This is a genomic window from Jatrophihabitans sp. GAS493 (assembly GCF_900230215.1).
Lineage (GTDB): Bacteria > Actinomycetota > Actinomycetes > Mycobacteriales > Jatrophihabitantaceae > MT45.
On record NZ_LT907982.1, the window covers coordinates 4044608 to 4069451 of the forward strand.

Here is a 24844-nt window from a genome sequence, read left to right on the forward strand (position 1 = left end):
GTTTCGGAACCTACGAGAAAATTACGTAGGGAAGAGTCGGGTATGAGCATTGAGATAGTGTCTGCAGGCATAGAGCAAACCCAGGAAACGGACCTTGATCGGGTGTCTGGCCGGCCAGACTCCCCGGACATCCTCGGACTCTTCTCCGAGGGTGCGGCAATCGATCCGCAGCGCGGGCTGACGATCGGCGCAGTGTCGCTCGACGACGTCGCACGGCGCTACGGCACCCCGGCTTATGTCGTTGACGAGGGCGCGCTGCGAGCTCGTGTTCGTCGATTCTCCGAAGCGCTGAGCGGGCAGTGGAGTAACTCGCAGGTCGTCTTCGCCTCGAAGTCCTTTCCGTGCGTCGCCGCGTATCGGCTGATGGCCGAGGAGGGTATCGGGGTTGATGTGGCCGGCCCGGGTGAGTTCGCTGCGGCCCTACGAGGTGGTGTGCCGGCGGCCAGCCTCGTCGTGCACGGCAACGCCAAGACCCAGGCCGAGATCGACACGGCAGTGGAGGCCGGTGCCGGTCTGATAGTCGTCGATAACCACGACGACATCGACCGGCTGGAACGCGCGGCCAGCGACCGGCAGGACGTCCTCGTCCGTGTGCTCCCGGACGTCAGAGCCGACACCTACGAGGCGGTGGCGACCGGAGCGAAGGGATCGAAGTTCGGCCTGCCGCCGGAACAGGCCCGACTGGCGATCAAGCGCATCCGGGCCAGCACCAACCTGAATCTGGCCGGAGTGCATACGCACATCGGCAGCCAGATCATGGATCTCGAGCCATTTACCGAGGCGGTGCGTGTGCTCGCCGATCTCGGTGAGTTCGACACCTACGACCTGGGCGGCGGCCTCGGGGTTCGCTACACCTACAGCGACGACCCGCCCGAGGTCGAGGAATGGATCGGCGCGCTCGCCGACGCGGCCCGGCGCTACCTGCCGGCGGCCTCACGCCTGCTCATCGAGCCGGGGCGCAGCCTGGTCGCCCGCTCTGGGCTCACGCTGTACCGCATCGTCGGAATCAAACGTGGCGAGCGAACCATCGTCGCCGTGGACGGCGGCATGGCCGACAACCTGGAAGTCTCCCTCTACGGCCAGCGCTTCGAGGCGGCGCTCGTCGACCGGGTGGCCGGGGCTGCCGGGGAAGAGGTCGATCTGGTCGGGCGGCACTGCGAGTCCGGGGATCGCATCAGCTCCGGGGTACGACTGCACCATCCTGCGGTGGGCGACCTGATCGCCGTCCCGGCGACCGGTGCCTACTGCTACACGATGGCCAACAACTACAACGGCGCGATGCGAGCACCGGTGGTCTTCTGTGCCGACGGGGACGCCCGAGCAGTGGTGCGCCGCGAGACGCTCGAGGACTACTTCGCCCGCGATCAGTCATGAGACCCGCTGCTGCGGAGAGACCACACCGGCTCAGCTGAGCCCCAGCCGTGCCGATAGGGCTCTCACAGGCATCCATCGATGCCCCTCAGTACGGAGTGATTCTCATGAGTGAAGTTCGGCGCCGGCCAACGTCGGTCGTGATGTCCAGCATCGCCGGTCGTCTCGTCGCGGCCTTCCTGGTGGTGACGATGGCGACCGTGGCCGTCGGACTCGTCGGGTTGCACGAGCTTGCCGCACTGAACGCAAAGGCCAAGGGCATCTATGCCGCCGGCGCGGTTCCAGCCGAGGCGGTCCGGGGTCTGGAAGGCACCTGGTTCCACTACACCACCGACTTGACGCAGAGTGGCCTCACTGCGGTGCTACCGGCGGCCGAGATCGCGGCCGTCACCGCCGACAGCAAGGTTCAGATCAAGAAGCTGACCGACGACATCGCCAGCGTGCAGAAGATGCCGCTCACCCCGGCTGCCTCGGCCGCGGTCACCACACTGGCCAGCGACGTCGCGAATTACCTGAAGGACATCACGCTGCTGCCGCAGGCCCTGGCCTCGGGTGACCGTGGCCAGACGAGCTCACTGCTGGCCGAGACCCAGGAGATCCAGAATGGGATTCCGGCCATTCTGGCCTCGGCGGCGACCGCTCAGCTCAACGGCGCCAAGGCCCAGGCCAAGGCGGCCGAATCCGCGTATACGCGCGCCCGCACGCTGATCATCGTGCTGATGATTCTCGGCTTCGGAGTGGGGGTGGCGATCGCGTTGCTGACCGCCCGCTCGCTGATCCGCCCGATCCGTCGCACCGAGGCGGTCCTGCAGCGTCTGGCCGCCGGTGACCTCACCGGCCGGGTCCAGACCAGGGGCCACGATGAGCTGGCCCGTATGGGTGAGTCGCTCAACACCAGCCTTGAGTCCGTGGCTGAGGTGGTCCGCCTGATCAACACCTCGGCCGGCGATCTCGCCGACGCCAGCGACAACCTCACGGGAGTTGCTTCCTCGATCTCGGAGTCGGCTGATGTAGCGGCCGGCAAGGCCGCATCCGTAGCCCGCTCCTCGGAGGAGGTGTCGGCGAATGTGGCCACTGTGGCGACCGGCGCCGACGAGATGTCGGTAAGCATCCGCGAGATCGCCGTCAACGCGAGCCAGGCCGCCACCGTCGCCGCCGATGCGATGGCCGTCGCCGAGACCGCCACCCAGACGATCTCCAAGCTCGGCGACTCCAGCGTCGAGATCGGCAATGTCATCAAGGTCATCACCTCGATCGCCGCCCAGACCAACCTGCTCGCCCTGAACGCGACGATCGAGGCGGCCCGGGCCGGGGAAGCCGGAAAGGGATTCGCGGTCGTGGCCAGCGAGGTCAAGGAGCTCGCTCAGGAGACGGCCCGCGCCACCGACGACATCGGCCAGCGCGTCTCGGCGATCCAAGCCGATACGGCCGGCGCCGTCGAGGCCATCGAACGGATCTCGGAGGTGATCGGCCACGTGCACGGCTTCCAGATCACCATCGCCAGCGCCGTCGAGGAGCAGAATGCCACCACCGATGAGATGGGGCGCAATGTCGGCCAGGCCGCTGTCACCTCGGCCTCCATCGCCGACGGCATCTCGGCCGTCGCCGCTGCGACCCAGACGGCCAGCGACGGCGCCCGGCGCTCGGGCGAGGCGGCCACCGAACTGGCCGGCATGAGTGCGCAGCTGCGCGGTGTCATCAGCCGCTTCACCGCCTGATCATCACCTGATCATCACTGGAGGGAATTCCAGCTCAGGGCAGCTCCATCGTCTCGGCTCGCCTGACTTCGGCCAGGGCGGCGCAGAGCACGTCGACGGTCGTGGTCGTCGCGTCAATCCGGGTCGCATCGGCGAGCAGGCTGCTCATCAGCAGCAGCGTGTGGGCCAGTTGAACGTCTGGCGAAGTGTCGGCCCGCTCCTCGGATTCGGCCATTCCGAGGGCACCGACGAGGGCCCACAGCAGCGTCTCGGCATCCAACTGCGGATACCACCCGGCCGTGGTGGTGGCGCAGCTGCGTACCGCCGCCTCGGCGCCGTCAGCGTCGAGGCCATCCGGGTTGAGCCGCTCCAGAAGATCACGCGTCACCGAGCCGATCAGGCCGTTGACCTGCTCACGGTCCAGACGCAGCAGCTCCCCGCGCGCGTCGTCGAAGGCGACGAGGTCACCGGCCCGGCTCGCCGTGACGACCGCATCGAGCGCCGCAGCGATCGATCGAGCCGGTTCGGGCCAGCGCTGATACGGGTTCATTCAGTTCCACCCGGCCGGCTGCCGCGCCGCCAACACACTGCCGGCACAGGCGATCACCAGCAGCCCGACCGCCAATCCGAGCCCGGCGGCCGCACCCACATGTAGCACCAGCAGCGCACCGGCGACCGCCCCGATGAGCATCATCGCCACCGCCAGCAGGCGCCGCAGGACGGCCGGACCGTGGCCGCCGCCGCGCAGATCCGCGGCCAGCCCGGTGATCGTCATGGTGAGGACGGTGGTGGTGAGATCGGGGACGGCCAGCTTCCGTACCACCGCGTTCTGCAGCCCCATCGCCACCGCGGCCAGAGCCGCCAACGAGTCCACGGCCACGCCGGTGAACGGCGTGCCGGCGATGATCGCGATCAGCAGGGCGGCGGTAAGCAGGAGTAGCTCCCCGGTCACGCAGGCGCGTAGCAGCGCGGCCCGCTGTGACTTGATCCGCCCGATCAGAGCGCCGCCCACCGCGGCACCGACCAGGAACCCGCCGAGGGCGAATAGCGACGCGCTGAGCGAGAAGCCGGGGGCACCGGCCAGCGCGAAGCCGACGAAGACGACGTTGCCCGTCATGTTGGCCACGAAGACCCGGCCCAGACTCAGGATGCTCACCGCGTCGACCGCGCCCGTCACGATGGTCAGCACGAGCAGCAGCGCCGGCAGCGGGCCGTGCTTCGGGTCGGCGACCAGAATCCGCAGACCGGTCGACGTCTCTTGAGTTTCAGACACGGGATAAGCAGATCACGAGGCTGACCGCGGCCGCGAGCAGGTAGGCGGCGATGGTGAGGTTGATCAGACTCAGTTGCCGGGCCACGGTGAGCCGGGTGCGATTGAGCCACCAGGCGATCGCCGGGATCACCAGGATCGCGTGCAGCGCGATGCCGTGGAACGCTTTGAGGAAGCCGGCGGTGTTGTAGGCCAGCGTCAGGTGACCGGAGTGGATGAGCTGCTCACCCCGCACGATCATCGCGATGCCCGCCGCGAGTCCAGCCATCAGGAGCAGAAACCCAGCCCGGATGGCCCGTTGCATGGGTGGCGAGGCGTTCACGCCGGCCCGCAGCGACGCAGCGGCGAAGGCTCCGAGGGTCACGATCAGGACTGCCCCACCGACGGCCAGGCTGAAGGCGACGACCTTGTCCGAGGCGTTCGCGGTGTCGAAGTGCGAGGGCACGTCTCGCCACGCCTGGATAGTCACGCCGGCCACCTCGACGACGCAGTCGAGGGCAAAGACGGAAAGTAGCGCGCCACGCAGGCGCGACGACATCGTCAGGTACGAGGTGACCCACGTGATCGAGAGGAGAACGACGCCGAAGGAGACCCCGAAGGTGATCGGTTTACGCCAGGAGAGCGGCCCGAGCCACGGGCGAGGGTAGGCCCAGAGGGCGAGGAGGTGGCTCAGCCCGACGAGGATGAGGCCTACTCCGATGCCGCAGCAGAGAACTTCAACCGCCGAGAGCCTGCGCCGGGCGCCGGGTCGCGGTGATGCTTCAAGCCGCAAATCGTTCTGCACAGAATGATTATTGCACAGAACGGTATGCAGTAGGCTGGGGCGCATGCCCGCTCCCCGATCTCGTCCGCCCGAGAGCCAGCGTGGTCCCGGCGTCGCCTTTCTGCTGGCTCAGGTCGGCGCCCGGGCCGCCGAGGAGTTCGCCAGCTCGCTCAGCGAGCTCGACATCAGCCCGGGTGTCGCCGGCATCATGCGGCTGCTCATGGCCGATGCCGCGATGACTCAGCAGCAATTGGCGCTGACCCTCGGAACCGCACCGAGCCGCGTCGTGGCCTATGTCGACGACCTCGAGCAGCGCGGCTGGATCACCCGCACCCGTGACGCCAATGATCGGCGGGCCAACATCATTTCACCGACCGCCGATGGGCGCCGGGCGTTCGCCGGTATAGCCACCACTGCGCGCCGCCACGAGCAGCGCATCACCGGCAGCCTCTCCGACGATGAGGCGGCAACCCTCCGGGAATTGTTGACCCGTATCGCCGCCAGCCTCGATCTGACCGAGGGTGTGCACCCCGGATACCGCGCCGAATAGCGCTGGGCGGCCGCCGTCGTCGACACGCCGTAGCGCCCAATTCGCTCTTCTACCGGAAGGGCCGTCGGGGCTACCATCCGCAGTGCAGGCGGATGGTCTCGCCGACCACGCCCAAATCTGGGGGCCAGATGTTTCCACAGCTGCCGAAGTCGATCAATCACCTCATTCCGAAGTTGGTCGGGCCGCTACGGGACGTCCCAGCGGTTCGTGGCCTGTTGAGCGGCCTGATCATCAACGAGTTCAGCTACTCGACGACGCTCCGGCCGCGCCCGCTGTCGTTGATGAGCGACTACACGAGCTGGGAGAGTCTCACCGACCGCAGCTACTCCGGTCGCCACCTCCCCCCGGCCAGCGATGAGACGATGGCCGCGCTACCGCCACTGGCCGACGTCGTCGCGCTGTTTCGTCGGGACGAGGAGATCAAGTCCACCGACACCAGCGTCATGTTCATGTTCTTCGCCCAGTGGTTCGTGGACAGCTTTCTGGCCACCGACATGGTGGACTTCCGCCGCAATCACTCCAACCACGAGATCGACCTCTGCGAGATCTACGGTCTCTCGCCCAGCCAGACCGACCTGCTCCGGGCCCACGAAGGCGGTCGGCTGAAGAGTCAGCTGATCGATGGCGAGGAGTACCCGCAGTTCTACTTCCAGCCGCGCGATCCCGGCGCAGCGCTCGCGGTGAAGCCGGAGTTCATCGGACTATTCGACGAGAACTTCGTCCTGAACGTCATCCTGGGTGACGCGCCGGATGACCGCAAGGACTCCTTCTTCGCCGTCGGCCTGGCCCACGGTAACTCGACCATCGGCAACACCATCATGAACATCGTCTGGCTGCGCGAGCACAACCGCCTGGCCGGACTACTCGCCGCCGAATACCCGGAGTGGGACGACGAGCGGGTCTTCCAAACCGCTCGCAACGTGACCATCGTGCTGCTGCTCAAGATCGTGGTCGAGGAGTACATCAAGCACATCGGCCCCTGGGACGTGCCGGTGGAGATGGTCAATCTGATCGCCGACGGCGAGCGGTGGAACCGAACCAACTGGGCCGCGGTGGAGTTCAACATCCTCTATCGCTGGCACATGCTGGTCCCGGACGCGATCGGTTCCGGGCCGGACGAGATCGGGCCGGACGCCGTCCGCAACAACAACCCTCTGGTGATCTCAGAAGGAATCGAAGCGTTGATGCGGCACTGCTCCAATGTGCTGGCCGGCAAGATCGGGCTCTTCAACACGCCTACTTTCCTGGTTGATCGTCACGGTGACTCCCCCTCGATCGAGGAGCGCACGGTCCAGCTGGGTCGCCAGGCGCGGCTGCGTTCCTACAACGAATATCGGGTGGCTTACGGCTACAAGGCGATGTCCAGCTACTCCGAACTCACCCACGACAAGGTGGTCCAGCAGCGGTTGGAGGCGCTCTACGGCGACATCGACAACCTGGAGTGGTACGTCGGGATCTTCGCCGAGGGGTATCCCGACTACATGATGATGGGTGAGCTGCTCACCTCGATGGTCGCCAACGACGCCTTCACCCAGGCCCTGACGAATCCGCTGCTGGCCCGGCACGTCTACTCGCCGCAGACCTTCTCCCCCCTTGGGTTGAAGACCATCGAGGAGACGACGAGCCTGCAGCAGATCGTCAAGCGCAACTCCAGGGATCCCGACAGCGTCTACGTCAGCTTCAGCTGCTCGGGCAAGTAGCCGCCTCGTCAGCGGGCGGTGAGAACATCCCACGTCCGGCTGTCGAAGGTGTCCCAGCTGACCGTAATCGGCTTGGTCACGAAGCCCCAGGTCGCCACCGTGAAGGTGACGGTGCTGCTCGTGGAGCTGAACGACTGCAGGTCGACGTAGTGGTTGGGGTAGGAGAGGCCACCCGGCGTGGGTCCGAGCAGGCTCGCGTCGATCAGCAGCACCACCGCGCCCCCGGCCTTCCGTAGCGCCTCAGCACCCGGCATGATGGCCGAGCCATAGGTGAAGGGACGCAGGATCGCGGTAGCCGTCGTGGTGTGCATCCCCGCGATGTGCGACAGCCAGTTGTCGACGTCGGCCGGCGAACTGATCCAGGCCGCGTCATCGCCGCTGGTGGCACTGGTGATCCGGGCCGTCAAATTACCCGAGTCCTTGATCGTCGCCAGGAACAGCCAGTTGGCCGCGGTGATGACGTTCCCGTTGCCGTCTGGCGTCGTGTTGGGTGGGCTGCTGCGCAGCTCGCTGCTCGCCGTGTAGGTCGTGCCGTCCGGCGTGGTGAAGGCGCCGCCGTTGGCGATCGAATGCAGCGTATCGACGAAGCGCGGCTGATCGCGGCGGACCAGTTCGAACTCGGCGGTGGCCGGGCCGCAGGCTCCGGTCGCGGCCTGGTTGATGCTTCCGCTCGGGTTGCTCAGGATTCGCACGACATCGGCCAGCGTCGCCGCCTTGCCGACGTTCGGGAAGGCCGAGGTAGCCCAGTCCGAACGGAAGGCGAGAAGCTGAGGCTGCGCCGGCAGCCAGGTCGGGATGTCGACGGTCAGTGTGCCGGTGGTGGCGGCCGCGGAGGCCGCCTTCGACGGCGAGGTCGCGACCACCGACCAGCTCACGGTCTGGTTGGCCGGCAGTCCGGTCTGGGCAATGGCGAAGCTCGTCTGGCCAGCGGCCGGTACCACTGTGCTCTGGACCGTCATCCCGGCCGATGCGGCCGTCGGCCGCGACGTACGAGTGACGAGGAAGGCCGTCTCGTCTCTGACCGTGTCGCTCCAGCTCAGCGTGGCGGCGGTCGAGCTGACGTTGGAGAGGGTGAGGCCGGTCGGCGCCGCGGTCCGCGGAGTCGGCGTCGGCCTGGGCAACGGGTCACCGCCATCGCAACTCGCCGGTGGCACCGGGCCGTTACAGGGATTGATGGCCGATGCCGACTGAGCCGGCAGCAGCGCCAGGGTGCCGGCGGCAGCCACGGCGGTGGCGGTGCTGATCAGTAGAATGCGAGCAGCTGGGCGGATCACAGAACGTCCTTTACTCCGGTGGGATATGCCGGAGTAGCAGAGCGCCGAGTGGGTCGGCTGATACCTAGCCGGCGGGCAGCATCGCTCGCAGCCGGGCGACGAGAACGTCGCGGTCACCGCCGGCGGCTACCGCTTGACCCAGCAGGAAGAGGGTGAGCGGGCCGAACCGCCGCTCGAGTGAGTGCGCTATCTCTCGGGTCAGGTCGAGAAGATCATCGGTCTTCGCGAGGGGTTCGACACCGAGGTCGGCGGCGACCCGGGCCAGCCAATCATCGCTGGTCATGTAACTCCGATCATCTGGTCCAGGCAAGGCTTCCCGTCGGGTGGCCAGACGCGGTCACCCGACGGGAAGGGAGTTCGGATCGAACTGCTGAGTTCGATCGAACTGCTGAGTTCGATCGAACTGCTACGGCAGGTAGTAGTTCGGGTTCGGCAACTTGAACGTGCGGTCGGCGCTGCCGCCGGTCAAGTCGCTGTACTGATCTCCGAAGTTGGCGACGATGTCGTACCCGAGCGACTCGATATGTGCCCTGGTCGCGGACTTGTAGTGGATCGTCGTGCAGGATCCGTTCGGGTCGTCGGCGCAGGCCTTCTTGAGGTAGTCCGGGTAGTCGGCCACGGCGGGCTTGGTGAAGAGGCCGTCCTCACCGTCATTGAGTGTCGTCGGGGCCGGGTAGCCGGCGTCGACACCGATACCGTCGGCGGTCAGGTTGCCCAGTGTCACCGCCTCCTGCGCCGCCGGGCGGCCGGTCAGGAAGAAGATCGCGTAGCCGTGCTTGGCCGCCGAGGTCGCCATCGCCACCATTCCGGGGACGGCCGGAAAGAGCTGGCCGTTGACGAAGGTGGCGTTGCTGGTGGGGTTGTAGGCCCAGTTGCTGGCGATCTCATAGTTCCAGGTGGCTAGTGATGTGTCGTCCACATCCAGCACGATCGCCTTGGTTTTATGGGAATGCGCATAGTTCAGGTAGCGGGTGCCGTCGGCCGCGACCCGGCTGGCCTCCCTGGCGTAGTTGCTGTCGGCGGCGAAGGTTCCGGTGCCGAGTGGATCTCCGTAGTAGTTGCGAATCTGCTGCCGGAGGACGTCGATGTTGGTGATCTGGTCGGCCGAGCGCGGGGTGAAGGTGTGGATCGCCGGCTGGGCGACCGCGCTGTACGCGACGCCTCCCCCGGCGGCGACCAACACCGCAGCCAGCCCCACAAGTAAGGTCTTTGTTACGCGCGACAACTGCCTGAATCGCCTGACAATACGCATGATTCTCCTTCTGCTCGAGACGTTCTATCGACGCTATCGACCGCGCAGCATTCCGTAAAGGCACTCAGCGACCACACCGGTGCGCCGGCATCGCATTGCTTCGAGAATCATCAATGTTTACAGACATATTCAACCGGTGCCACAGGGTCACGGTGGACTAATTTGTTCGTCCACCGACCGTATACAGCCCGGAGTGATCTGTGTATGTTGTGACCCACAACATATTCCTCGACACCGCTCGGCGCTACCCCCCGTGATCGAGCCGCCCATCCGTTCAGTGTTGAACAGGAGTCCCCCGTGAGCCGTCGAACCACCCCCTTCGCCATGCTCGTATGCCTCGTCGCCGCCCTGCTGGTCAGCGCCTTCTCAACCGCAGCTACCGCCCGGGCCGCAGCGACCCGCTGCCCGTGGGTCGGTTCCACCGCGCCTGTGCCGACCCGGGTGAGCCAGGTCGTGGCCGCGATGTCGCTGGGCGAGAAGATCACCCTGCTGCACGGGCAGTACGGCTCCTCCTACGCGGGGCTGACCCCCGCCATCCCGGACCTCTGCATCCCGGCCATGAACTTCCAGGACGGGCCGGCCGGTGTCGGCGACGGACTCACCGGAGTGACCCAACTCCCGGCGCCGGTGGCCGCGGCCGCCACCTGGGACCCGGTGGCCGAGCGGCAGTACGGGGCGGTCCTGGGCGCCGAGCAGGCCGGCAAGGGAACGACGATAACGCTGGCACCGACGGTAAACCTGGTGCGCGATCCACGCTGGGGACGGGCCTTCGAGTCGACCGGTGAGGACCCATACCTGGCTGGACGAACCGGTTCGGCGCTCATCCAGGGCATCCAGAGCCAGGGGGAACTCGCCCAGGTCAAACACCTCGCCGCCTACAACCAGGAGACGAACCGCAACACCGCCGCCGACAACGCGGTGGTCTCGACTCGGGCCCTGCAGGAGCTTTACCTCCCGGCCTTCGGCACCGCCGTCAAGTCGGGCGCGGTCGCCTCGGCCATGTGCTCCTACAGCACCGTCAACGGCACCCCGGCCTGCCAGAACAACTACCTCCAGAACAGCGTGCTGCGATCCCAGCTCGGCTTCAACGGCTTCGTCACGTCGGACTGGTTCGCGACCAAGTCCACCGTCGCCTCGGCCAACGGCGGTCTGAACATCGAGATGCCGGGCGACACCTACTTCGGCAGCGCTCTCTCGGCGGCGGTCGGAGCCGGCACCGTCTCGGTCGCCACGATCGACTCGATGGTCAGCGCGATTCTGACGCAGATGTTCGGCTTCGGTCTCTTCGACCGAGCGCCAACCGGCTCGCCAACCCGTGTGGTGACGACGGACGCGCACATCGCAGTCGCCCGTGCGGTGGCCGCGGAGGGGACGGTTCTGCTGAAGAACACGGCCGGCACCCTGCCGATCACCGCCGCCGCCCACACCATCGCCGTGATCGGAGACGACGCGGCCGATCATCCGCAGTACACCGGAGGGGGCAGCGCCAACGTACGGGCCGACTACCAGGTTGCGCCACTGCTCGGCATCCAACGTCGCGCCCCGGCCGGCACCTCAGTCCTCTTCGACCCGGGCCTAAGCGCGTCATCAGCGGCGGCAACCGCAGCCAAGGCCGACGTCGCCGTCGTCTTCGCCAGCAAGTACGAGACCGAGGATAGTGATCTCAGCAGCATCGACCTGGACGCGTCGTTGAACACGCTCATCAGGACCGTCGCCGCGGCCAATCGGCACACCGTTGTCGTGCTGAACACCGGATCGGCCGTCACGATGCCCTGGATCGACGAAGTAGCGGGCGTACTCGAAGCCTGGTACCCGGGGCAGGAGAACGGCACCGCCATCGCCCAAGTGCTCTTCGGCGACGTCAACCCCGCCGGCCACCTACCGGTCACCTTCCCACGGTCACTGGCCGACGTGCCGGCGCAGACCACGGCCCAGTGGCCAGGCCTCAACGGGAATGTCCAATATTCCGAGGGATTGCAGGTCGGCTACCGCTGGTATGACCAGCAGGGCATCAGCCCACTCTTCCCGTTCGGCTATGGCCTGTCCTACACCACCTTCGCCTACAGCGACCTGCGCATCTCACCCATCAACGCCGGCGGCACGGTGACCGTCGGCGCGACCATCACCAACACCGGTACCCGCAGCGGTTCGGACGTCGCGCAGCTCTACATCACCGCGCCGGCTGTGGTCGGGGAGCCGCCGAAGCAACTCAAGGGATACAAGCGGGTGACCCTCAGTCCCGGGGCCAGTACCCGGGTGTATCTACCGCTCAACCTCAAGGATCTGGCGGCCTGGTCCACGTCGGCGAACGCATTCGTCACCACGGCCGGCACCTATGGCATCTGGGTCGGCGACTCCTCCCGTGACCTACCACTGCATGCGGTCCTGCCGATAACCTCCGGCCGTCCCGGACGAACGGTATCGGTCACCAATCCCGGGCCGCTGGACGTCACCGCCGGCGTCGGCTTCACACGAGCCCTGCCGGCCACCGACTCGGCCCGGGCAACGCTGCGCTTCAGCGCGACCGGGCTCCCCGCCGGGGTGGCTATCAGTAGTTCCGGCCAGCTCTCCGGAACACCGCTGCGTGCCGGCACGAGCACGGTGGCGGTGACCGCATCCGACGCGGCCGGAGCGTCCGGGTCGGCCACGTTCATCGTCACCGTCAACCCGGCACCCGACGGCAGCGCGCTCACCGGACCGGTCACCGGACTCGGCGGCCTCTGCCTTGATGTGCGGGGGGCCTCCGACGCCGACGCCACCGCAGTGGAGGTCTTCCTCTGCAACGGCACCAACGCCCAGCAATGGACGCGGCATCCGGATGGCACCCTTCGAGCGCTCGGAAAGTGCCTCGACGTCGCCTCCGCCGGCCGGACGGACGCAACGCCGGTCCAGCTCTACACCTGCAACGGCACGGCGGCCCAGCAGTGGACGCCCAGCTCAACCTCCGCGCTGGTCAACACAGGGGCAGGACTCTGCCTGGATGTTCCGGCCGGCTTGGCCGTGCCCGGGGTTCAGCTGCAGATTTATCACTGTAACGGCACGGCAGCCCAGCGCTGGCTGCTCTCCTGACGGGCTCGAATCAGCTTCGCTCGAATCAGCTAGCTCGCAGCGTCTGCAGGAACGACTCCATCGCTTTGACCATGTCGATCTCCTGCGGGTGCAGCAGCCACTGCAACTGCAGCCCGTCCATGACCGCGATGATCTGCACCGCCGTGACTGCAAGGTCGAGATCCGCTCGCAGCACGCCGGCGGCCTGATCTCGCCGCAGCGCCTCGACGACCAGCGAGCGCATCATCGCGTAGCGATCGGTCCACCAGGCGTGGCCGGGATTTTCGGGGTCAACCCCCTCGGCCGAGAGGGTGGCGAAGAGCCGGATGAGTCCCGGCCGCTGCGCGTTCTCGGACGTGAGTTCAATGAGCGCGTCCAGATAGCTGCCTTGGAAGTCCCAGAAATTCTCCACATCCGAATCCTGCCGCCGCTCCAGAACCGCCAGCAAAAGATGGGTCTTCGTCGCGAAATAGTGCAGCAGCCCCTGCTGGGTCAGACCGGCGGTCGTCGCAATCGCCGCCATCGGCGCGCCCCGGAATCCCTTCGTGGCGAACGCTTCCTGCGCTGCATCCAGAATCTGGTCCCGCTTCGAGACAGATTCGGATTGCGTAGCGCTCGTCATGGCCCGATGGTATCGGGCGTTCTACTCCTTCGCCTGTAAAGCCACGGTGACCTCGTTCCGCGCCTAGGCGGAGTGTCGAAACCCGCCGCAGACCCCCTACCGATTACTCGGTAGGGGGTCTATGGTCCAGATCACATCGCTCTGTGCGAGTGAAGAATCCCCCTCAAGTAAGCAGGTGCAACCTATGCGTCGCCGTCGTCTTTACTCCTTAGTCGCAGCAACCGTCGCCTCCACCACCTTCGTCACGACCGCCTTCGCGGCCACCGTCACCACGGCCGGCGCGGCAACTCCGGGACCCCTCGCTCCGTCGGTGACGGCCCGGCCCTGGCTGGCCACCGACCTCACTCCGGCCCAGCGGGCGAACCTGCTGATAAAGCAGATGACCCTGCCCGAGAAGGTCGATCTGATGACCGGCAATCAGGGAGACGCTCCGTACGCCTACTACAACGCACCCATCGTCCGCCTGGGCATTCCGGCCCTGAAGATGGCCGATGCCAGCTCAGGAGTCGCACCCCGCGGCTGGTCGCTGCTCGACACAGGTCAGAACGCCACCTCGCTTCCGTCCATGCAGGCATTGGCCTCGACCTGGTCCACCACCACCGCCACCAACTACGCCAAAGTGGTCGCGGCCGAGGTGCTCGAGGCCGGGCAGAACGTGCTGCTCGGCCCCGACGCCGACATCATCCGTCAGCCATTCTGGGGACGGGCCGATGAGACCGAGAGCGAGGACCCGACCCTCAACGCGAACATCACCGGGGCCTACGTGAATGCGGTGCAGTCCCAGAACGTGATCGCCGATCTCAAGCACTACCTGGGCTACAACCAGGAGACGAACCGAGGTAGCGGCCAGAACGACGTCGTGAGCCAGCGAGCGCTGCGCGAGGTCTATGCCCTTGCCTTCGAATCCGTTGTAAAGACGGCTGATCCCGGTTCGGTCATGTGTTCGTTCAACAAGATCAACGGCGAGTACTCCTGCGACAACGCGCTAACCCTGCGGAATCTGCTCAAAGGGCAGCTCAAATTCACCGGCTTCGTGCTCACCGATTTCGGCGCTCTGCACGACACGTTGAAGGGGCTGCAGGGGGGCACCGACATGGAGACCGGCACGCTGACCGTCTATGACGGCGCGCTGTTGGCCGCGGTCAGCAACGGAACGGCCTCCGAGGCCCAGGTGGACCAGAGCGTGCTGCGCATCCTGACCACGATGTTCCGTCTGGGTGTCTTCGACCGCTCTTACACGCCGTCGGCGATTCCGGTCGCCGCTCACGACGCCGTCGCCCGCAAGACCGAGGAGTCGGCCATCACCCTGCTCAAGAACTCAGGCGGGGCACTCCCCCTCAGCCCGGCGACGAAGTCGATCGCGGTGATCGGTGCGGACGCGAACATCCTGGCCGCACCGAGCGGCGCGCCCTGGGTGAGCCCCACGCAGGAGACGCCTGTGCTCAACGGAATCCTGGCCCATGCCGGGAATGCCAGCGTCAATTGGGTCGCTGGGAACGACCCGGTCAATGCCGCGTCCATGCTGGAGGCGAGCAGTATGACCACGGTGCCGTCCTCGGTACTGACCCCGACGAACGGGATAGGCACCGGCCTGCAGGCCTACTACTGGGACAACACGTCGTTCCAGGGCTCGCCGGCAACCAGTCGGGTGGAGCAGCAGGTCAACTACGACGTCGGCTTTCTGACCACGTTCGGGTTGTGGGCCGGACAGACCTCGCAGGTTCCCGAACCCCCGGTGACATCGCCGACCGATCAGCAGTCGGTCGTCTACGACGGGAAGATCACCGCGCCGAAGACGGGCGACTACGTCCTCGACCTCACCGGGTTCGGGCAGGCCACGTTGAGCTTGGACGGCAACCAGATCATCAATATGACCGGAGCCGACGGGCGCAAGTCCAATGCCGCTTCGCCGGTGCTCTCCCTCGCGGCCGGGGTGCCGCACACGCTGCACATCACCTACCAGGCGACGCATCCGTTCGACAGCCTGGAGCCGGGGACGCTGCTGCTGCAGTGGAAGACACCGGCCAGCACCTACTCACCGGCGATCAAAGCGGCGGCCGCCGCGGCCAAGAAGGCTCAAGTCGCGATCGTCTACGTGCGCACCTACGAGGGCGAACAGCGTGACCGCGTCTCGCTGAAACTGCCGCAGAGTTCGAATGAACTGATCGCTGCGGTCCGGGCCGCCAACCCGAACACCATCGTGGTGCTGGCCAACTCCGGACCGGTCACCATGCCGTGGCTCAGCTCAGTACCCGCGGTCGTCGAGACGTACTTCGGCGGCCAGGAGCAGGGCGCCGCTCTGGCTAACGTGTTGTGGGGCGATGTGAATCCGAGCGGGAAGCTCACGGTCACTTACCCGACCAGCGACACCGCCATCCCGCCGGGGGTCACGAACCCCTGGGCCACCGCGACCAATCTCAACGTGACCTACGGCGAGGGCATCAACGTCGGCTACAAGGCTTACGACGTGGCGGGTATCAAGCCGCTCTTCCCGTTCGGCTTCGGCCTGTCATACACAACCTTCGGCTACGCCAACTTGAGGGTCACACCGGCGGTGGTGACCGCGAAGACACCAGTCAACGTGAAGTTCCAGGTCACCAACACTGGCGTCGTCTCCGGGGCCGAGGTGGCCGAGGTCTACGTCGGGCTGCCCAGCAGTACGGGTGAGCCGCCGAAGCGCCTAGTCGGCTACGCGAAGCGCACGATCGCGGCGGGCGGCGTCAGTGCCATCACGGTGACCATCGATCCGGCCGGTCCGACGAACCCGCTCAGCTACTTCAACACCACCAACGACAAGTGGCAGATCGCCGCGGGTACCTACACGCTGTACGTCGGTTCGTCGGAGCGCAATACCCCGCTGAGCACAACCTTCAACATCGCCACCGCCGTCTGAGGAAGGGAGTCCAGCTGGTCAGCGTTGAGCCGGCCCGGTCTGCTATGGACCGGGCCGGCCCGGGCTACCTCGTCGCGGTCGGTTGTCGAGATCTGCGACCAACTCATCGCCCGAGCGCATTCGCCAGGCGTCGGTGATCAGCTCCTTCAGACGATCGGCGCCGACCTGCTCCAGGCGCAGCATCACCAACGGCCAGCCGTCGTAACCCGATACGGTGAAGAACGTCTCGGGTTCTCCGAGGAGCAGGGCTTGCTTCTCCGCTTCATCACCGACGAAGAGGACGGCGATATCGGTGCGAATGATCCGGCGTCGACCCGGGATTCGCTCCGGGTAGGACCAGACGAATCCCTTCCCCAGGACACGAAAATCGAAGCCCTCGGACTCGATCTCGACCACACCCGGCAGCGCGAGCGCGACATCGCGGACGTCGGTCTGGTCAGCCATTGCGATCGCTCACCGGTTGCGCTCTGCACACGCCAACAGGCTAATCGGCAACCCTGACAGGGGTGCGCCTGAGCCTCTTGGCAAACTGTCGACAGTCGACTACGTTACGTGAAGCGGATGTGAGACTGGGGGCGCCTGGGCCTCTGGTCCACCGCCTGCCCGAGGGGTGCCATATGCAACCGTCACTGCGTCCAGCTCATCCGCGCCAATCTTCGCCTTCACGATTCCTGCGCCGCGGCGCCGTCGCCACCCTGGCCTCGGTCCTGCTCGCGGCCGCCCTCACCGCAGTGCCGGCCAGCAGCGCCAGTGCGGCGAGTCTCGTCTCGCTCGTCAGCTACGACTCGACGTCATTGGCGCAGTACAACACCAAGTGGTCGAACATCTACGGCCCGCTCGACAACGCGACCCAGAGCGTATCGAGCAAGGGTGTCTTCACCGCCAGTGACGCCCCGTTCAAGACCGGCGTCGACTACAGCGTCTTCGACCACCTCAAGTACATGGCCGTCAGCAACGAGACGTTCCCCGTGCCGAAGACCGGAACCGTCACTTTCTCGGTTGATATCAAGGCAAGTACGCCCGGCGCGGTGGCCGGGCACGTGGTGCACGGTCAGTACGGGCCGCCCGGTTCCTACGATCCGGGCAATCTCTCGGCCAAGCCGTACCAGGCATCGGTGCTGGAGGGTCAGCAGGCCGGCGTCGTGCTGAACATGATCGACTTCTGCAGTGGGCAACTCTTCGACTGGTTCATCTCGAGCAACTACGCGTTCCCGCTGATCGAGCGACTCCCCACCAGCATCACCAATAACACCACCAGCCCGAACTGCCCCGGGGCCACGACCGTCGGTCTGGACAAGGCCTACACCCAGATCATCAAGAACATCCCGATTCGGGCCGGGGTCAGCCACAACGTCGCGATCACCTACGGTCAGATCGGCTCGCTCAATTCGGTCACCTACTCGTTGGACGGCATACCGGTGGCGATCGTTACCAATGTCGGCGTTCCGCTGGATAAGCAGCACGCCGCCTTCAGCGGTACCTACCCGTCACTCGGGTCCGGGGAGCCACTCGTCGGAAAGATAAAGTCGGTCGCCATCGGCCACGGTCTGTTCAGCCTGCTCGACGCCTTCCCGTTCCAGTTCGGCTGCACCCCGCCGAGCGCCGACGGGCCTGGGGTCTGCGACCCGGCGACGTCGCCCTACAGCGTGTCGATCCCGGCGTCCGAACGAGCCTTCGGCCAGGGGGCAATCGGTTCCTTCAGTAATTTCCGGGTGCTGACGATCGGCTAGCGGTCGGTTAGCGGTCGGCCGGTAACGGCTGGCTAGGAGTCGAAGCCGAGACCGAGACGGTCCAAGGTGCGCAGAAAGACGTCGCGATGTCCTTCATTGCGATCGGCCTTGGCCAGCGATCGCCGGGTCATCTGAATTCCGGCGTACTTCACCGGCTCGGGCGGAAAGGGCAGCGGGCGGCTACGCACCATCTCCAGTTCGGTGCGTTCCGTGGCCTGGCCGGCGAGGAGGTCGAGCATGACGTTGGCCCCGAACCGGGTCGAACCGACGCCGAGGCCGGTGTAGCCGAGCACATAACTCACCTGCCCACCCAGCGCCGTGCCGTAGAAGGCGCAGAAGCGGGTGCAGGTGTCGATGGCGCCGCCCCACCGGTAGTCGAACCGAACCTCGGCCAACTGGGGGAAGGTCTCGGCGAATTGACGGGCCAGCAACTCGAACGTCGCCGACCGCTGGTCGTATCTGGGCTTCACCGAGCCGCCGAAGTAGTAGACCGCGTCGTAACCGCCCCAGAGAATGCGATTCTCCGGGGTGAGGCGGTAGTAGTGGAACTGGTTGGCGCTGTCACCGATGCCCTGCCGGTTGCGCCAGCCGATGGCCTTGAGCTGGGCCACGGTGAGCGGTTCGGTCGCCAGCACATAGTCATAGACCGGGACGATGAACGGTCGCACCCGGCGCAGCAGGTTCGGGAAGACGTTCGTGCCAAGGGCAACTCGCTTCGCCCTGACGCGCACTGACCCCGCAGCTGGTTCCACCGTCACCACCACATCGCCGCCGTCACGATCCAGAGCGGTTGCCCGGGTCGTCTCGCAGATGCGGACACCCAGTGTTTCACAGGCCTTCGCCAACCCCCAGGCGAGCCGGGCCGGGTCGAGGATGGCGGTGTTGCGGCGGTTCCAACTCCCAGCCAGGTAGGTCGGGGAGTCGACCTCGCGGCGCACCGCCTCGGCGTCCAGGAACTCGCCGTCGGCGGCCCGCAGCTGATCGACCTGGTACGGCTCGGTTGCGACGTCCAACTCTCCAGTGCGCTCCCATCCACAGTCAATGCCATAGCGGATAAGGGCTTCCTCGATCTGATCGAGATTCTCCAGCCCGAGCCGGTGCAGCGTCTCGTACTCAGTGCCGAAGCGTTCTCGCCCGTTCGACTCGCCGTGGGTCAGGCTCGCCGCGCAGAAACCCCCATTGCGTCCGGAGGCGGCCCAGCCGACTCGCTCGCCTTCGATGAGCAGGACGTCACGATCGGGGTCGCGCTCCTTGGCCAGCAGCGCCGTCCAGAGGCCGGTGAACCCACCGCCCACGACGAGGAGGTCAGTTCGGGTGTCCCGTTCCAGCGCGGGGCGAACCGGCGGTCGCTGCGAGTTGTCCAGCCACACCGAGATAGGTCGAGCAGTTCGCCAGGAGTCGAGCGCGGGACTGGTCATTTCGCCACCCTACGCAGGGGCGGTATCCAGCCGGGCCGCGGCCGCGTTCAGGTAGCGCTGTTCGGGGATGCTGTTGGTGAGGCGGGCCGCGGCGGCATAGTCACGCTGCGCCGCGCCGAACTGCCCGTCCAACTCGAGTAGATGGGCCCGCACGGCGAAGAGGCGGTGACTCTGGCGCAACTGCCGATCCTGCAGCAGCGGCTGGATGCGGGTCAGTCCGGCGCGCGGTCCGTGCACCATGGCGACCGCCACCGCGTGATTCAGGGTGACGATGGAGCTTGGCGCGATGTCGCTCAGCATCCGGTAGAGCACCTCGATCTGGGGCCAATCGGTGAGGTGGCTCGCCGCTGCTTCGGAGTGGACGGCGGCTATCGCCGCCTGCAGCTGGAACGGGCCGACTGGCCCAGCTGGAAGTGCCGTCTCGATCAGAGTCGCGCCTTCCCGAATCCGAGCCTGATCCCAGCGCGTCCGATCCTGCTCGGCGAGCGGGATCAGCTGTCCGTCGGCGTCGGTGCGGGCGGCGCGACGAGCATCGGTGAGCAGCATGAGGGCCAGCAGCCCACTGATCTCAGGGATCCGAGGAAGTCGATGATGTAGCTCACGGGTGAGACGAATCGCCTCGTTTGTAAGGGAAATGTCGAAGAGCCCGGCCCCGGAGGTGCTGCTGTGCCCCTCGGTGAAGATGAGGTACAGCACCTGGGTGACCGCCTCGACGCGCTGCGGCAGCTCATTTGGGGGCGGCGTCGTGAAGGGCGTGTCGAGCTGCCGCAGACGCGCCTTGGCCCGGCTGATCCGCTGGGCCGTCGTCGCCTCCGGCACCAGGAATCCGCGGGCGATCTGAGCAGTGGTCAGCCCGCCGACGGCCCGCAGCGTGAGTGCCACCTGAGCCGGCCGCGGAAGCGCAGGATGACAGCAGAGCAACAGAAGCAGCACCGAATCATCCACCACGGGCTGCTGATCGGCGCCCCGCGAGAGCGGCTCCCGAGTCGAGGTCTGCCGGGCGACGAGATCTTCACGCTGGGCCCTCGCCCGGTCACTCCGCCAGCCGTCGAGGAGGCGTCGGGAGGCGACGGTGATCAGCCAGGCCGTCGGGTCATCCGGGACACCGTCGCGCCGCCACTGCCTGGACGCGGCCAGCATGGCCTCCTGCAGCGCGTCCTCACTCGCCTCGAAGTCCCCGTAGCGACGCAGCAACGCAGCCAGGACTCGCGGCGCGCAGCTACGCCACAGGTCCTCCAGCCCGTCGGCGCTAGTCGTCTTCGCTGCCGAGGGTCATGACCGGCCGGAGTTCAACGCTTCCGCCCGGCTGGGCGAACTGCGCGGCGATCTCCTCGGCCCGGGCCCGAGTCTGGCAATCGATGAGGAAGAAGCCGGCCAACTGCTCCTTCGTCTCGGCGTATGGTCCGTCGGTCGCCAGGTGCCCCTGCGGACTCCACGCATAGATGGTGGACGAACTGGGGTCGCCGAGGGCCTCGGCACTCACGAACTCCCCCGACGCTGAGATCTCCTCGAGCAGCTCGCCGAACTCCGCATCCATCTTGTCGTTCAGTTCCTGAGGCAGTGCTCGCCCCTCATCGGTGTAGATGGAGGTGGGGTGCCCCCACGGATCGGGGTTGCTGTGGATCAGAATCACGTACTTCACGACGAATCTCCTTCGCGGCTGGTTGCCCGGCCGCCGGTCTGCGGCCGTTACCTACCTAGGTCGGAGCCACTAGTTCTCTCTCGACACTAGTGAACGGTTCTCGCGCCCCGATCGGAAGGACGGGCGGGCGTCAGTGGACAAACCAACAGAAAATTCATGCGCCGCGCTCTTGCCTTCGCCCGGCCGATGCGTCTAGCGTCACACTGTCGATGCCGGTACCGCCGGTACCGGCACACTCATAGCGTGCACGAACGCCCATACATTTGCGGCTTATTTGGCATGCTCGGATACATTCGGGGAGAGCCATGCGTGCTCGTTTTCTAGTTCCTGCGGTGCTGGCCCTGGCTGGTGGTATCGCCGTCGTCCCACTCGCCCAAGGAGCCTCTGCCGCCTCCTCCGTCACGGCCGGATCGGTGCCGCCGGATCAGGATCCGTTCTACGCGGCACCGGCCAACATCGACACCTACCAGCCCGGTCAGATCGTGGCCAGCCGTCCGTCGCCGATCAGCGTCTCAGGAGTGAAGGCCACCGCCGCCCAGATCTCCTACCGCAGCAATGACTCGCACAATGCGGCCATTCTCGCCGTCACCACGATCGTCGTGCCGGGTACGACCTGGACGGGTAAAGGGGCGCGCCCAGTCGTCTCGATGCAGGAACCAGAGGACAGCGTCGGGCTGAAGTGCTCACCCTCCTATGCCTACGCCTCGGGCGCGGGCGAGCCGCTGGACTCGCTGGCCGCCCTACTCGGCAAGGGATGGGCCGTCGCGATCCCCGACTTCGAGGGCCCGAAGTCGGTCTTCCTGGCCGGCCCTGAGGCTGGACACGCCATTCTGGACGGCATCCGGGCGGTGAAGCAGTTCAACACACTGGGGATCGGCGCCACCAACCCATGGGCCCTCACCGGCTACTCCGGCGGTGCTGAGGCGACGGGCTGGGCGGCACAACTGCAGCCCTCCTACGCCCCCGACGTGAAGCTGCTCGGAACGGCGGTCGGCGGGTTGCCGGCTGACCCGACCGCGGTAGCCCGATCGATCGACGGCGGCATCTTCTCCGGTTTCGAGTACGCCGTCTCCTACTCACTCGCCGTGGAGTTCCCGGAATCCGGCATCACCGGCCTGCTGAACGACCGTGGGCGAGCCGACTTCGCGGATGCCTCGAAGGGACTCTGCCTCACCGACATCCTCTCCAAGTACGCGTTCCGCAAACTGTCCGACGATGTCACGGTCGCCGACCCGCTGACGGTCCCCTCGGTGGCCGCCGTACTCAAGCTCGACACGCTCGGGGCCACGGCACCGGTGTCGAGCAACCCGATCTACGACTATCACGCGATTCCCGACGAGATCGTCCCGCTGGCCCAGGACGACGCCCTGGTGAAGAACTGGTGCAAGGGCGGAGCCGTCATCCAGACGCACCGTGACCTCTTCGCCGAGCACGCCCTGGAGGCGGTCGTTCAGCAGACCGACATGGTCAACTTCCTGGCCGCCCGCTTCGCCGGGAGCAAGCCGACCAACAACTGCTAGATCACCCTGCGGGGGTGTCAGAGAGGCCTTCACCGGTTCGGTGCGGGCCTCTCTGACGTCAGGTCAGGTGGCCCAGAAAGCGCTCGGGGGAGGCGAGAAAACCGCGCCAAGACGTAACCAGGTCCGTCTCGTCGTAGTCGACCGGCCGGATGCCGCTCTCGTCCAGTTGCAGCAGCAGGGCACCCGGCATCGCGGCGAGGATCGGTGAGTGCGTCGCCAGCACGATCTGGCTACCGGCGGCCAGCATCTGCGACATGAGCGTGAGCAGCACCAGACAGCTGTCGAAGGAGAGGGCCGACTCGGGCTCATCGAGGACATAGAGCCCCGGGTCAGAGACCATCGCGGCCAGGATCTCCAGGAATCCCTCGCCATGGCTGCGGGCGAGTACGTCGATGCCGCCCATCCGCTCCCCCCACCGACCACCGCCGCTGAACCAGTCGGCCTGAGCATGCAGACGCTCAGCTCGCAGGAAGAGGCCGCCCGTCGCGCCGCCGACGGTGTAGTGAAGACGCATCGATCGGTTCAGATCGGAGTCCTCGCGGGACGACTCGGCCGCCGCGCGCTGCAGCCAGTCACTCCGAAATGCCGTGATACGCCGGCCCCAGGCAGCGGCCAGCCCCTCGACCAGCGTCGACTTCCCGGAGCCGTTCTGCCCGATCAAGATCGTCAGCCCCGGGCTGAGATTCAGCCCCTCCTCGACGACCTGCGCGACGACCGGCATCGTGTACGGCCACGCGGAGAGGTCGGCTCGGCCGCGGTCGACGCTCACCGCCTTCACTGGGGCTCCCGGTCGGCGACTGGCCATTGGCCCATCATTTCACGCAGAAAACTGCTTCCATCTTCCGCGCCGAGTCTTAGCATCGAGGCATGGCACATGATTCTGAGTGTGATCGGATCGTGGTTGAGCTCTCGGTGGTCGAGGCGCTGATGGTGGTTGCTGCTCTGCGCCAATACATGCCGTACTGGTCCACGGCCGATGAGCTGACTCCGGCCGAACAATTGATGCGCTCGCGCCTGCACGTGGACGACGTCATCCTGAAGCTCCGCACGGCTGCCGCCTGACACCAGCCGCCGCCTGACACCAGCCGCCGGTCGATCGCGACCCAGCCCGGGCTGTCGAGTTTCGAAGGGCTCGAACGCGGGTAGAGGAAGAACGGGACACGTCAATCGGACTCTCCCAGCTCAAGGGAAGGTTCCGCTCATGTCCACCGACGCACTGGTCTTGCTCAAGGCCGATCACCGGGAGATCAAGGCCGTTTTCCGCAGTTTCGCCAGCGCCGGCGATGGCGCCCACAAGACGAAGGGCACGCTGGTCAACCGCATGATCGAACTGCTGACCGTGCACACCTACCTCGAGAACGAGCTCATCTACCCCGAGGTCCGCAGGCTCATACCGGAACTGGAAGGCGACGTCCTCGAGTCCTATGAAGAGCACCATGTGGCCGATCTGCTCTGCACGGAGCTGGCGGTCCTCAGCCCGGATGCAGAGCGATTCGACGCAAAGACGACCGTGCTCATCGAGAACGTCACCCACCACATCGACGAAGAGGAGCAGGAGTGGTTCCCGCAGGTTCGAGCCGGCCTCGGGCGCAAGCAGCTAGCCGACCTCGGCGCCCAGATGCTGGAGCTGAAGAAGACAGCGCCGCGCTCGCCCGCCCAACCGAGCGCGCTGAAGAAGGTCGTCGACGCCGTCATCCGATGAGCGAAGCGAACTCTCCGGCCGGCAATCGCGCCCCGACCAGCCGGCTCCTGCACGGCATCGACCGCCTCGCGTCGCGACCGATGCTGGCGGTCGTCGTTGTCGCGGCGGACGTGGTCTGGGTGCTCATCAGCGTCAGCATTGGCTTTCCGGCCCGGCTGGAGACCATCTTCCAGACCCTGGTCGCCGCGCTGACGTTGGCGATGGTCTTCGTCATCCAGCACACCCAGGAGCGCGACCGATCGGTCAGCAATCGCAAACTCGATGAAATACTCAGCGCGTTGCCGCACGCCGACAATGCCCTCATCGCATTTGAAGAGGCCTCTGATCAGGAGCTGGCGACGGCGCGGCACAGTCATCGCCGGCTGCGCCAGGACGCGATCGAATAGCTGCGA

23 protein-coding genes are annotated in these 24844 nt (G+C 66.4%); 11 read left to right on the plus strand and 12 right to left on the minus strand.

Features of this window, described 5'->3' with window-relative positions; translation table 11 throughout:
• Positions 1 to 102 precede the first annotated feature (102 nt).
• The gene (lysA, locus tag CPH63_RS18580) at positions 103 to 1374 is read left to right on the plus strand and encodes a diaminopimelate decarboxylase (RefSeq protein ID WP_197704441.1); all 1272 of its coding nucleotides are present in this window, start codon (positions 103 to 105) and stop codon (positions 1372 to 1374) included.
• Positions 1375 to 1478: 104 nt separating this feature from the next.
• Positions 1479 to 3089, plus strand: a complete 1611-nt coding sequence (locus CPH63_RS18585) for a methyl-accepting chemotaxis protein (protein WP_096304268.1) — start codon at positions 1479 to 1481, stop codon at positions 3087 to 3089.
• Between the two features lie 34 nt (positions 3090 to 3123).
• Here CPH63_RS18585 and CPH63_RS18590 read toward each other — a convergent pair whose 3' ends face one another.
• From CPH63_RS18590 to CPH63_RS18600, 3 genes are read right to left on the minus strand one after another with little or no spacing between them, the layout of a single operon-like run.
• On the minus strand, positions 3124 to 3618 hold the full coding sequence (locus CPH63_RS18590; RefSeq protein ID WP_096304269.1) for a hypothetical protein: 495 nt from the start codon (positions 3616 to 3618) through the stop codon (positions 3124 to 3126).
• On the minus strand, positions 3619 to 4341 hold the full coding sequence (locus tag CPH63_RS18595) for a YoaK family protein (RefSeq protein ID WP_096304270.1): 723 nt from the start codon (positions 4339 to 4341) through the stop codon (positions 3619 to 3621).
• Positions 4334 to 5122 (minus strand): hypothetical protein, encoded by a 789-nt coding sequence (locus tag CPH63_RS18600; protein ID WP_096304271.1) that lies wholly within the window; start codon positions 5120 to 5122, stop codon positions 4334 to 4336. The genes CPH63_RS18595 and CPH63_RS18600 overlap by 8 nt, the downstream gene beginning before the upstream one ends.
• 43 nt (positions 5123 to 5165) lie before the next feature.
• Between CPH63_RS18600 and CPH63_RS18605 the strand changes: the two genes are divergently transcribed.
• Together CPH63_RS18605 and CPH63_RS18610 are read left to right on the plus strand one after the other, a co-directional pair.
• The gene (locus tag CPH63_RS18605; protein ID WP_096304272.1) at positions 5166 to 5651 is read left to right on the plus strand and encodes a MarR family winged helix-turn-helix transcriptional regulator; all 486 of its coding nucleotides are present in this window, start codon (positions 5166 to 5168) and stop codon (positions 5649 to 5651) included.
• Between the two features lie 128 nt (positions 5652 to 5779).
• Positions 5780 to 7351 carry a peroxidase family protein gene (locus CPH63_RS18610; protein WP_096304273.1) on the plus strand — a complete coding sequence of 524 codons (1572 nt, stop codon included), beginning with the start codon at positions 5780 to 5782 and terminating at the stop codon, positions 7349 to 7351.
• Positions 7352 to 7359: 8 nt separating this feature from the next.
• Here the strand turns inward: CPH63_RS18610 and CPH63_RS18615 are convergent, their stop codons facing one another.
• From CPH63_RS18615 to CPH63_RS18630, 3 genes are all read right to left on the minus strand, one after another.
• The gene (locus CPH63_RS18615; protein ID WP_157749647.1) at positions 7360 to 8625 is read right to left on the minus strand and encodes a hypothetical protein; all 1266 of its coding nucleotides are present in this window, start codon (positions 8623 to 8625) and stop codon (positions 7360 to 7362) included.
• 64 nt (positions 8626 to 8689) lie between these two features.
• The gene (locus tag CPH63_RS18625) at positions 8690 to 8908 is read right to left on the minus strand and encodes a DUF6457 domain-containing protein (protein WP_096304276.1); all 219 of its coding nucleotides are present in this window, start codon (positions 8906 to 8908) and stop codon (positions 8690 to 8692) included.
• Positions 8909 to 9031: 123 nt separating this feature from the next.
• A complete protein-coding gene (locus CPH63_RS18630) occupies positions 9032 to 9823 on the minus strand; it encodes an HAD family acid phosphatase (RefSeq protein ID WP_197704442.1) in 792 nt (263 codons plus the stop codon).
• Between the two features lie 351 nt (positions 9824 to 10174).
• On the opposite strand from CPH63_RS18630, the gene CPH63_RS18635 reads away from it, so the two are divergent.
• The gene (locus CPH63_RS18635) at positions 10175 to 12946 is read left to right on the plus strand and encodes a glycoside hydrolase family 3 C-terminal domain-containing protein (protein WP_197704443.1); all 2772 of its coding nucleotides are present in this window, start codon (positions 10175 to 10177) and stop codon (positions 12944 to 12946) included.
• Between the two features lie 25 nt (positions 12947 to 12971).
• Here CPH63_RS18635 and CPH63_RS18640 read toward each other — a convergent pair whose 3' ends face one another.
• Positions 12972 to 13547, minus strand: a complete 576-nt coding sequence (locus tag CPH63_RS18640) for a TetR/AcrR family transcriptional regulator (protein WP_096304278.1) — start codon at positions 13545 to 13547, stop codon at positions 12972 to 12974.
• A gap of 184 nt (positions 13548 to 13731) precedes the next feature.
• On the opposite strand from CPH63_RS18640, the gene CPH63_RS18645 reads away from it, so the two are divergent.
• Positions 13732 to 16440 (plus strand): glycoside hydrolase family 3 protein, encoded by a 2709-nt coding sequence (locus CPH63_RS18645; protein WP_172892239.1) that lies wholly within the window; start codon positions 13732 to 13734, stop codon positions 16438 to 16440.
• A gap of 42 nt (positions 16441 to 16482) precedes the next feature.
• Here the strand turns inward: CPH63_RS18645 and CPH63_RS18650 are convergent, their stop codons facing one another.
• A complete protein-coding gene (locus tag CPH63_RS18650; RefSeq protein WP_096304280.1) occupies positions 16483 to 16884 on the minus strand; it encodes an MmcQ/YjbR family DNA-binding protein in 402 nt (133 codons plus the stop codon).
• 173 nt (positions 16885 to 17057) lie between these two features.
• Between CPH63_RS18650 and CPH63_RS18655 the strand changes: the two genes are divergently transcribed.
• Positions 17058 to 18170, plus strand: a complete 1113-nt coding sequence (locus CPH63_RS18655) for a DUF6081 family protein (protein WP_096304281.1) — start codon at positions 17058 to 17060, stop codon at positions 18168 to 18170.
• A 32-nt stretch (positions 18171 to 18202) separates the two neighbouring features.
• Here the strand turns inward: CPH63_RS18655 and CPH63_RS18660 are convergent, their stop codons facing one another.
• From CPH63_RS18660 to CPH63_RS18670, 3 genes are read right to left on the minus strand one after another with little or no spacing between them, the layout of a single operon-like run.
• The gene (locus tag CPH63_RS18660; protein WP_096304282.1) at positions 18203 to 19588 is read right to left on the minus strand and encodes an FAD-binding oxidoreductase; all 1386 of its coding nucleotides are present in this window, start codon (positions 19586 to 19588) and stop codon (positions 18203 to 18205) included.
• A 9-nt stretch (positions 19589 to 19597) separates the two neighbouring features.
• Positions 19598 to 20827 carry an RNA polymerase sigma factor gene (locus CPH63_RS18665; RefSeq protein ID WP_096304283.1) on the minus strand — a complete coding sequence of 410 codons (1230 nt, stop codon included), beginning with the start codon at positions 20825 to 20827 and terminating at the stop codon, positions 19598 to 19600.
• Positions 20828 to 20837: 10 nt separating this feature from the next.
• A complete protein-coding gene (locus tag CPH63_RS18670; RefSeq protein ID WP_096304284.1) occupies positions 20838 to 21230 on the minus strand; it encodes a YciI family protein in 393 nt (130 codons plus the stop codon).
• Between the two features lie 305 nt (positions 21231 to 21535).
• Between CPH63_RS18670 and CPH63_RS18675 the strand changes: the two genes are divergently transcribed.
• Positions 21536 to 22750 carry a lipase family protein gene (locus CPH63_RS18675; protein WP_096304285.1) on the plus strand — a complete coding sequence of 405 codons (1215 nt, stop codon included), beginning with the start codon at positions 21536 to 21538 and terminating at the stop codon, positions 22748 to 22750.
• Positions 22751 to 22808: 58 nt separating this feature from the next.
• Here the strand turns inward: CPH63_RS18675 and CPH63_RS18680 are convergent, their stop codons facing one another.
• Positions 22809 to 23555: an AAA family ATPase gene (locus CPH63_RS18680; protein ID WP_096304286.1), complete on the minus strand. Its 747-nt coding sequence runs from the start codon at positions 23553 to 23555 to the stop codon at positions 22809 to 22811.
• Between the two features lie 62 nt (positions 23556 to 23617).
• Here CPH63_RS18680 and CPH63_RS18685 point away from each other — a divergent pair, with 62 nt between their 5' ends.
• From CPH63_RS18685 to CPH63_RS18695, 3 genes are all read left to right on the plus strand, one after another.
• Positions 23618 to 23812: a hypothetical protein gene (locus CPH63_RS18685; protein WP_096304287.1), complete on the plus strand. Its 195-nt coding sequence runs from the start codon at positions 23618 to 23620 to the stop codon at positions 23810 to 23812.
• A 139-nt stretch (positions 23813 to 23951) separates the two neighbouring features.
• Positions 23952 to 24452: a hemerythrin domain-containing protein gene (locus CPH63_RS18690; protein WP_096304288.1), complete on the plus strand. Its 501-nt coding sequence runs from the start codon at positions 23952 to 23954 to the stop codon at positions 24450 to 24452.
• Entirely contained in the window at positions 24449 to 24838 is a 390-nt protein-coding gene (locus CPH63_RS18695; RefSeq protein ID WP_096304289.1) for a low affinity iron permease family protein, read from the plus strand. The genes CPH63_RS18690 and CPH63_RS18695 overlap by 4 nt, the downstream gene beginning before the upstream one ends.
• The last annotated feature ends 6 nt before the right edge of the window (positions 24839 to 24844 follow it).

Bases quoted from the DNA above. Each gene is read 5' to 3' on its own strand.
- CPH63_RS18625 (WP_096304276.1), bottom strand. From the start codon at position 8,908: ATGACCAGCGATGATTGGCTGGCCCGGGTCGCCGCCGACCTCGGTGTC.
- CPH63_RS18655 (WP_096304281.1), top strand. From the start codon at position 17,058: ATGCAACCGTCACTGCGTCCAGCTCATCCGCGCCAATCTTCGCCTTCA.
- CPH63_RS18640 (WP_096304278.1), bottom strand. From the start codon at position 13,547: ATGACGAGCGCTACGCAATCCGAATCTGTCTCGAAGCGGGACCAGATT.
- CPH63_RS18685 (WP_096304287.1), top strand. From the start codon at position 23,618: ATGGCACATGATTCTGAGTGTGATCGGATCGTGGTTGAGCTCTCGGTG.
- CPH63_RS18610 (WP_096304273.1), top strand. From the start codon at position 5,780: ATGTTTCCACAGCTGCCGAAGTCGATCAATCACCTCATTCCGAAGTTG.
- CPH63_RS18590 (WP_096304269.1), bottom strand. From the start codon at position 3,618: ATGAACCCGTATCAGCGCTGGCCCGAACCGGCTCGATCGATCGCTGCG.
- CPH63_RS18650 (WP_096304280.1), bottom strand. From the start codon at position 16,884: ATGGCTGACCAGACCGACGTCCGCGATGTCGCGCTCGCGCTGCCGGGT.
- CPH63_RS18680 (WP_096304286.1), bottom strand. From the start codon at position 23,555: ATGGCCAGTCGCCGACCGGGAGCCCCAGTGAAGGCGGTGAGCGTCGAC.
- CPH63_RS18695 (WP_096304289.1), top strand. From the start codon at position 24,449: ATGAGCGAAGCGAACTCTCCGGCCGGCAATCGCGCCCCGACCAGCCGG.
- CPH63_RS18605 (WP_096304272.1), top strand. From the start codon at position 5,166: ATGCCCGCTCCCCGATCTCGTCCGCCCGAGAGCCAGCGTGGTCCCGGC.
- CPH63_RS18645 (WP_172892239.1), top strand. From the start codon at position 13,732: ATGCGTCGCCGTCGTCTTTACTCCTTAGTCGCAGCAACCGTCGCCTCC.
- CPH63_RS18675 (WP_096304285.1), top strand. From the start codon at position 21,536: ATGCGTGCTCGTTTTCTAGTTCCTGCGGTGCTGGCCCTGGCTGGTGGT.
- CPH63_RS18690 (WP_096304288.1), top strand. From the start codon at position 23,952: ATGTCCACCGACGCACTGGTCTTGCTCAAGGCCGATCACCGGGAGATC.
- CPH63_RS18585 (WP_096304268.1), top strand. From the start codon at position 1,479: ATGAGTGAAGTTCGGCGCCGGCCAACGTCGGTCGTGATGTCCAGCATC.
- CPH63_RS18660 (WP_096304282.1), bottom strand. From the start codon at position 19,588: ATGACCAGTCCCGCGCTCGACTCCTGGCGAACTGCTCGACCTATCTCG.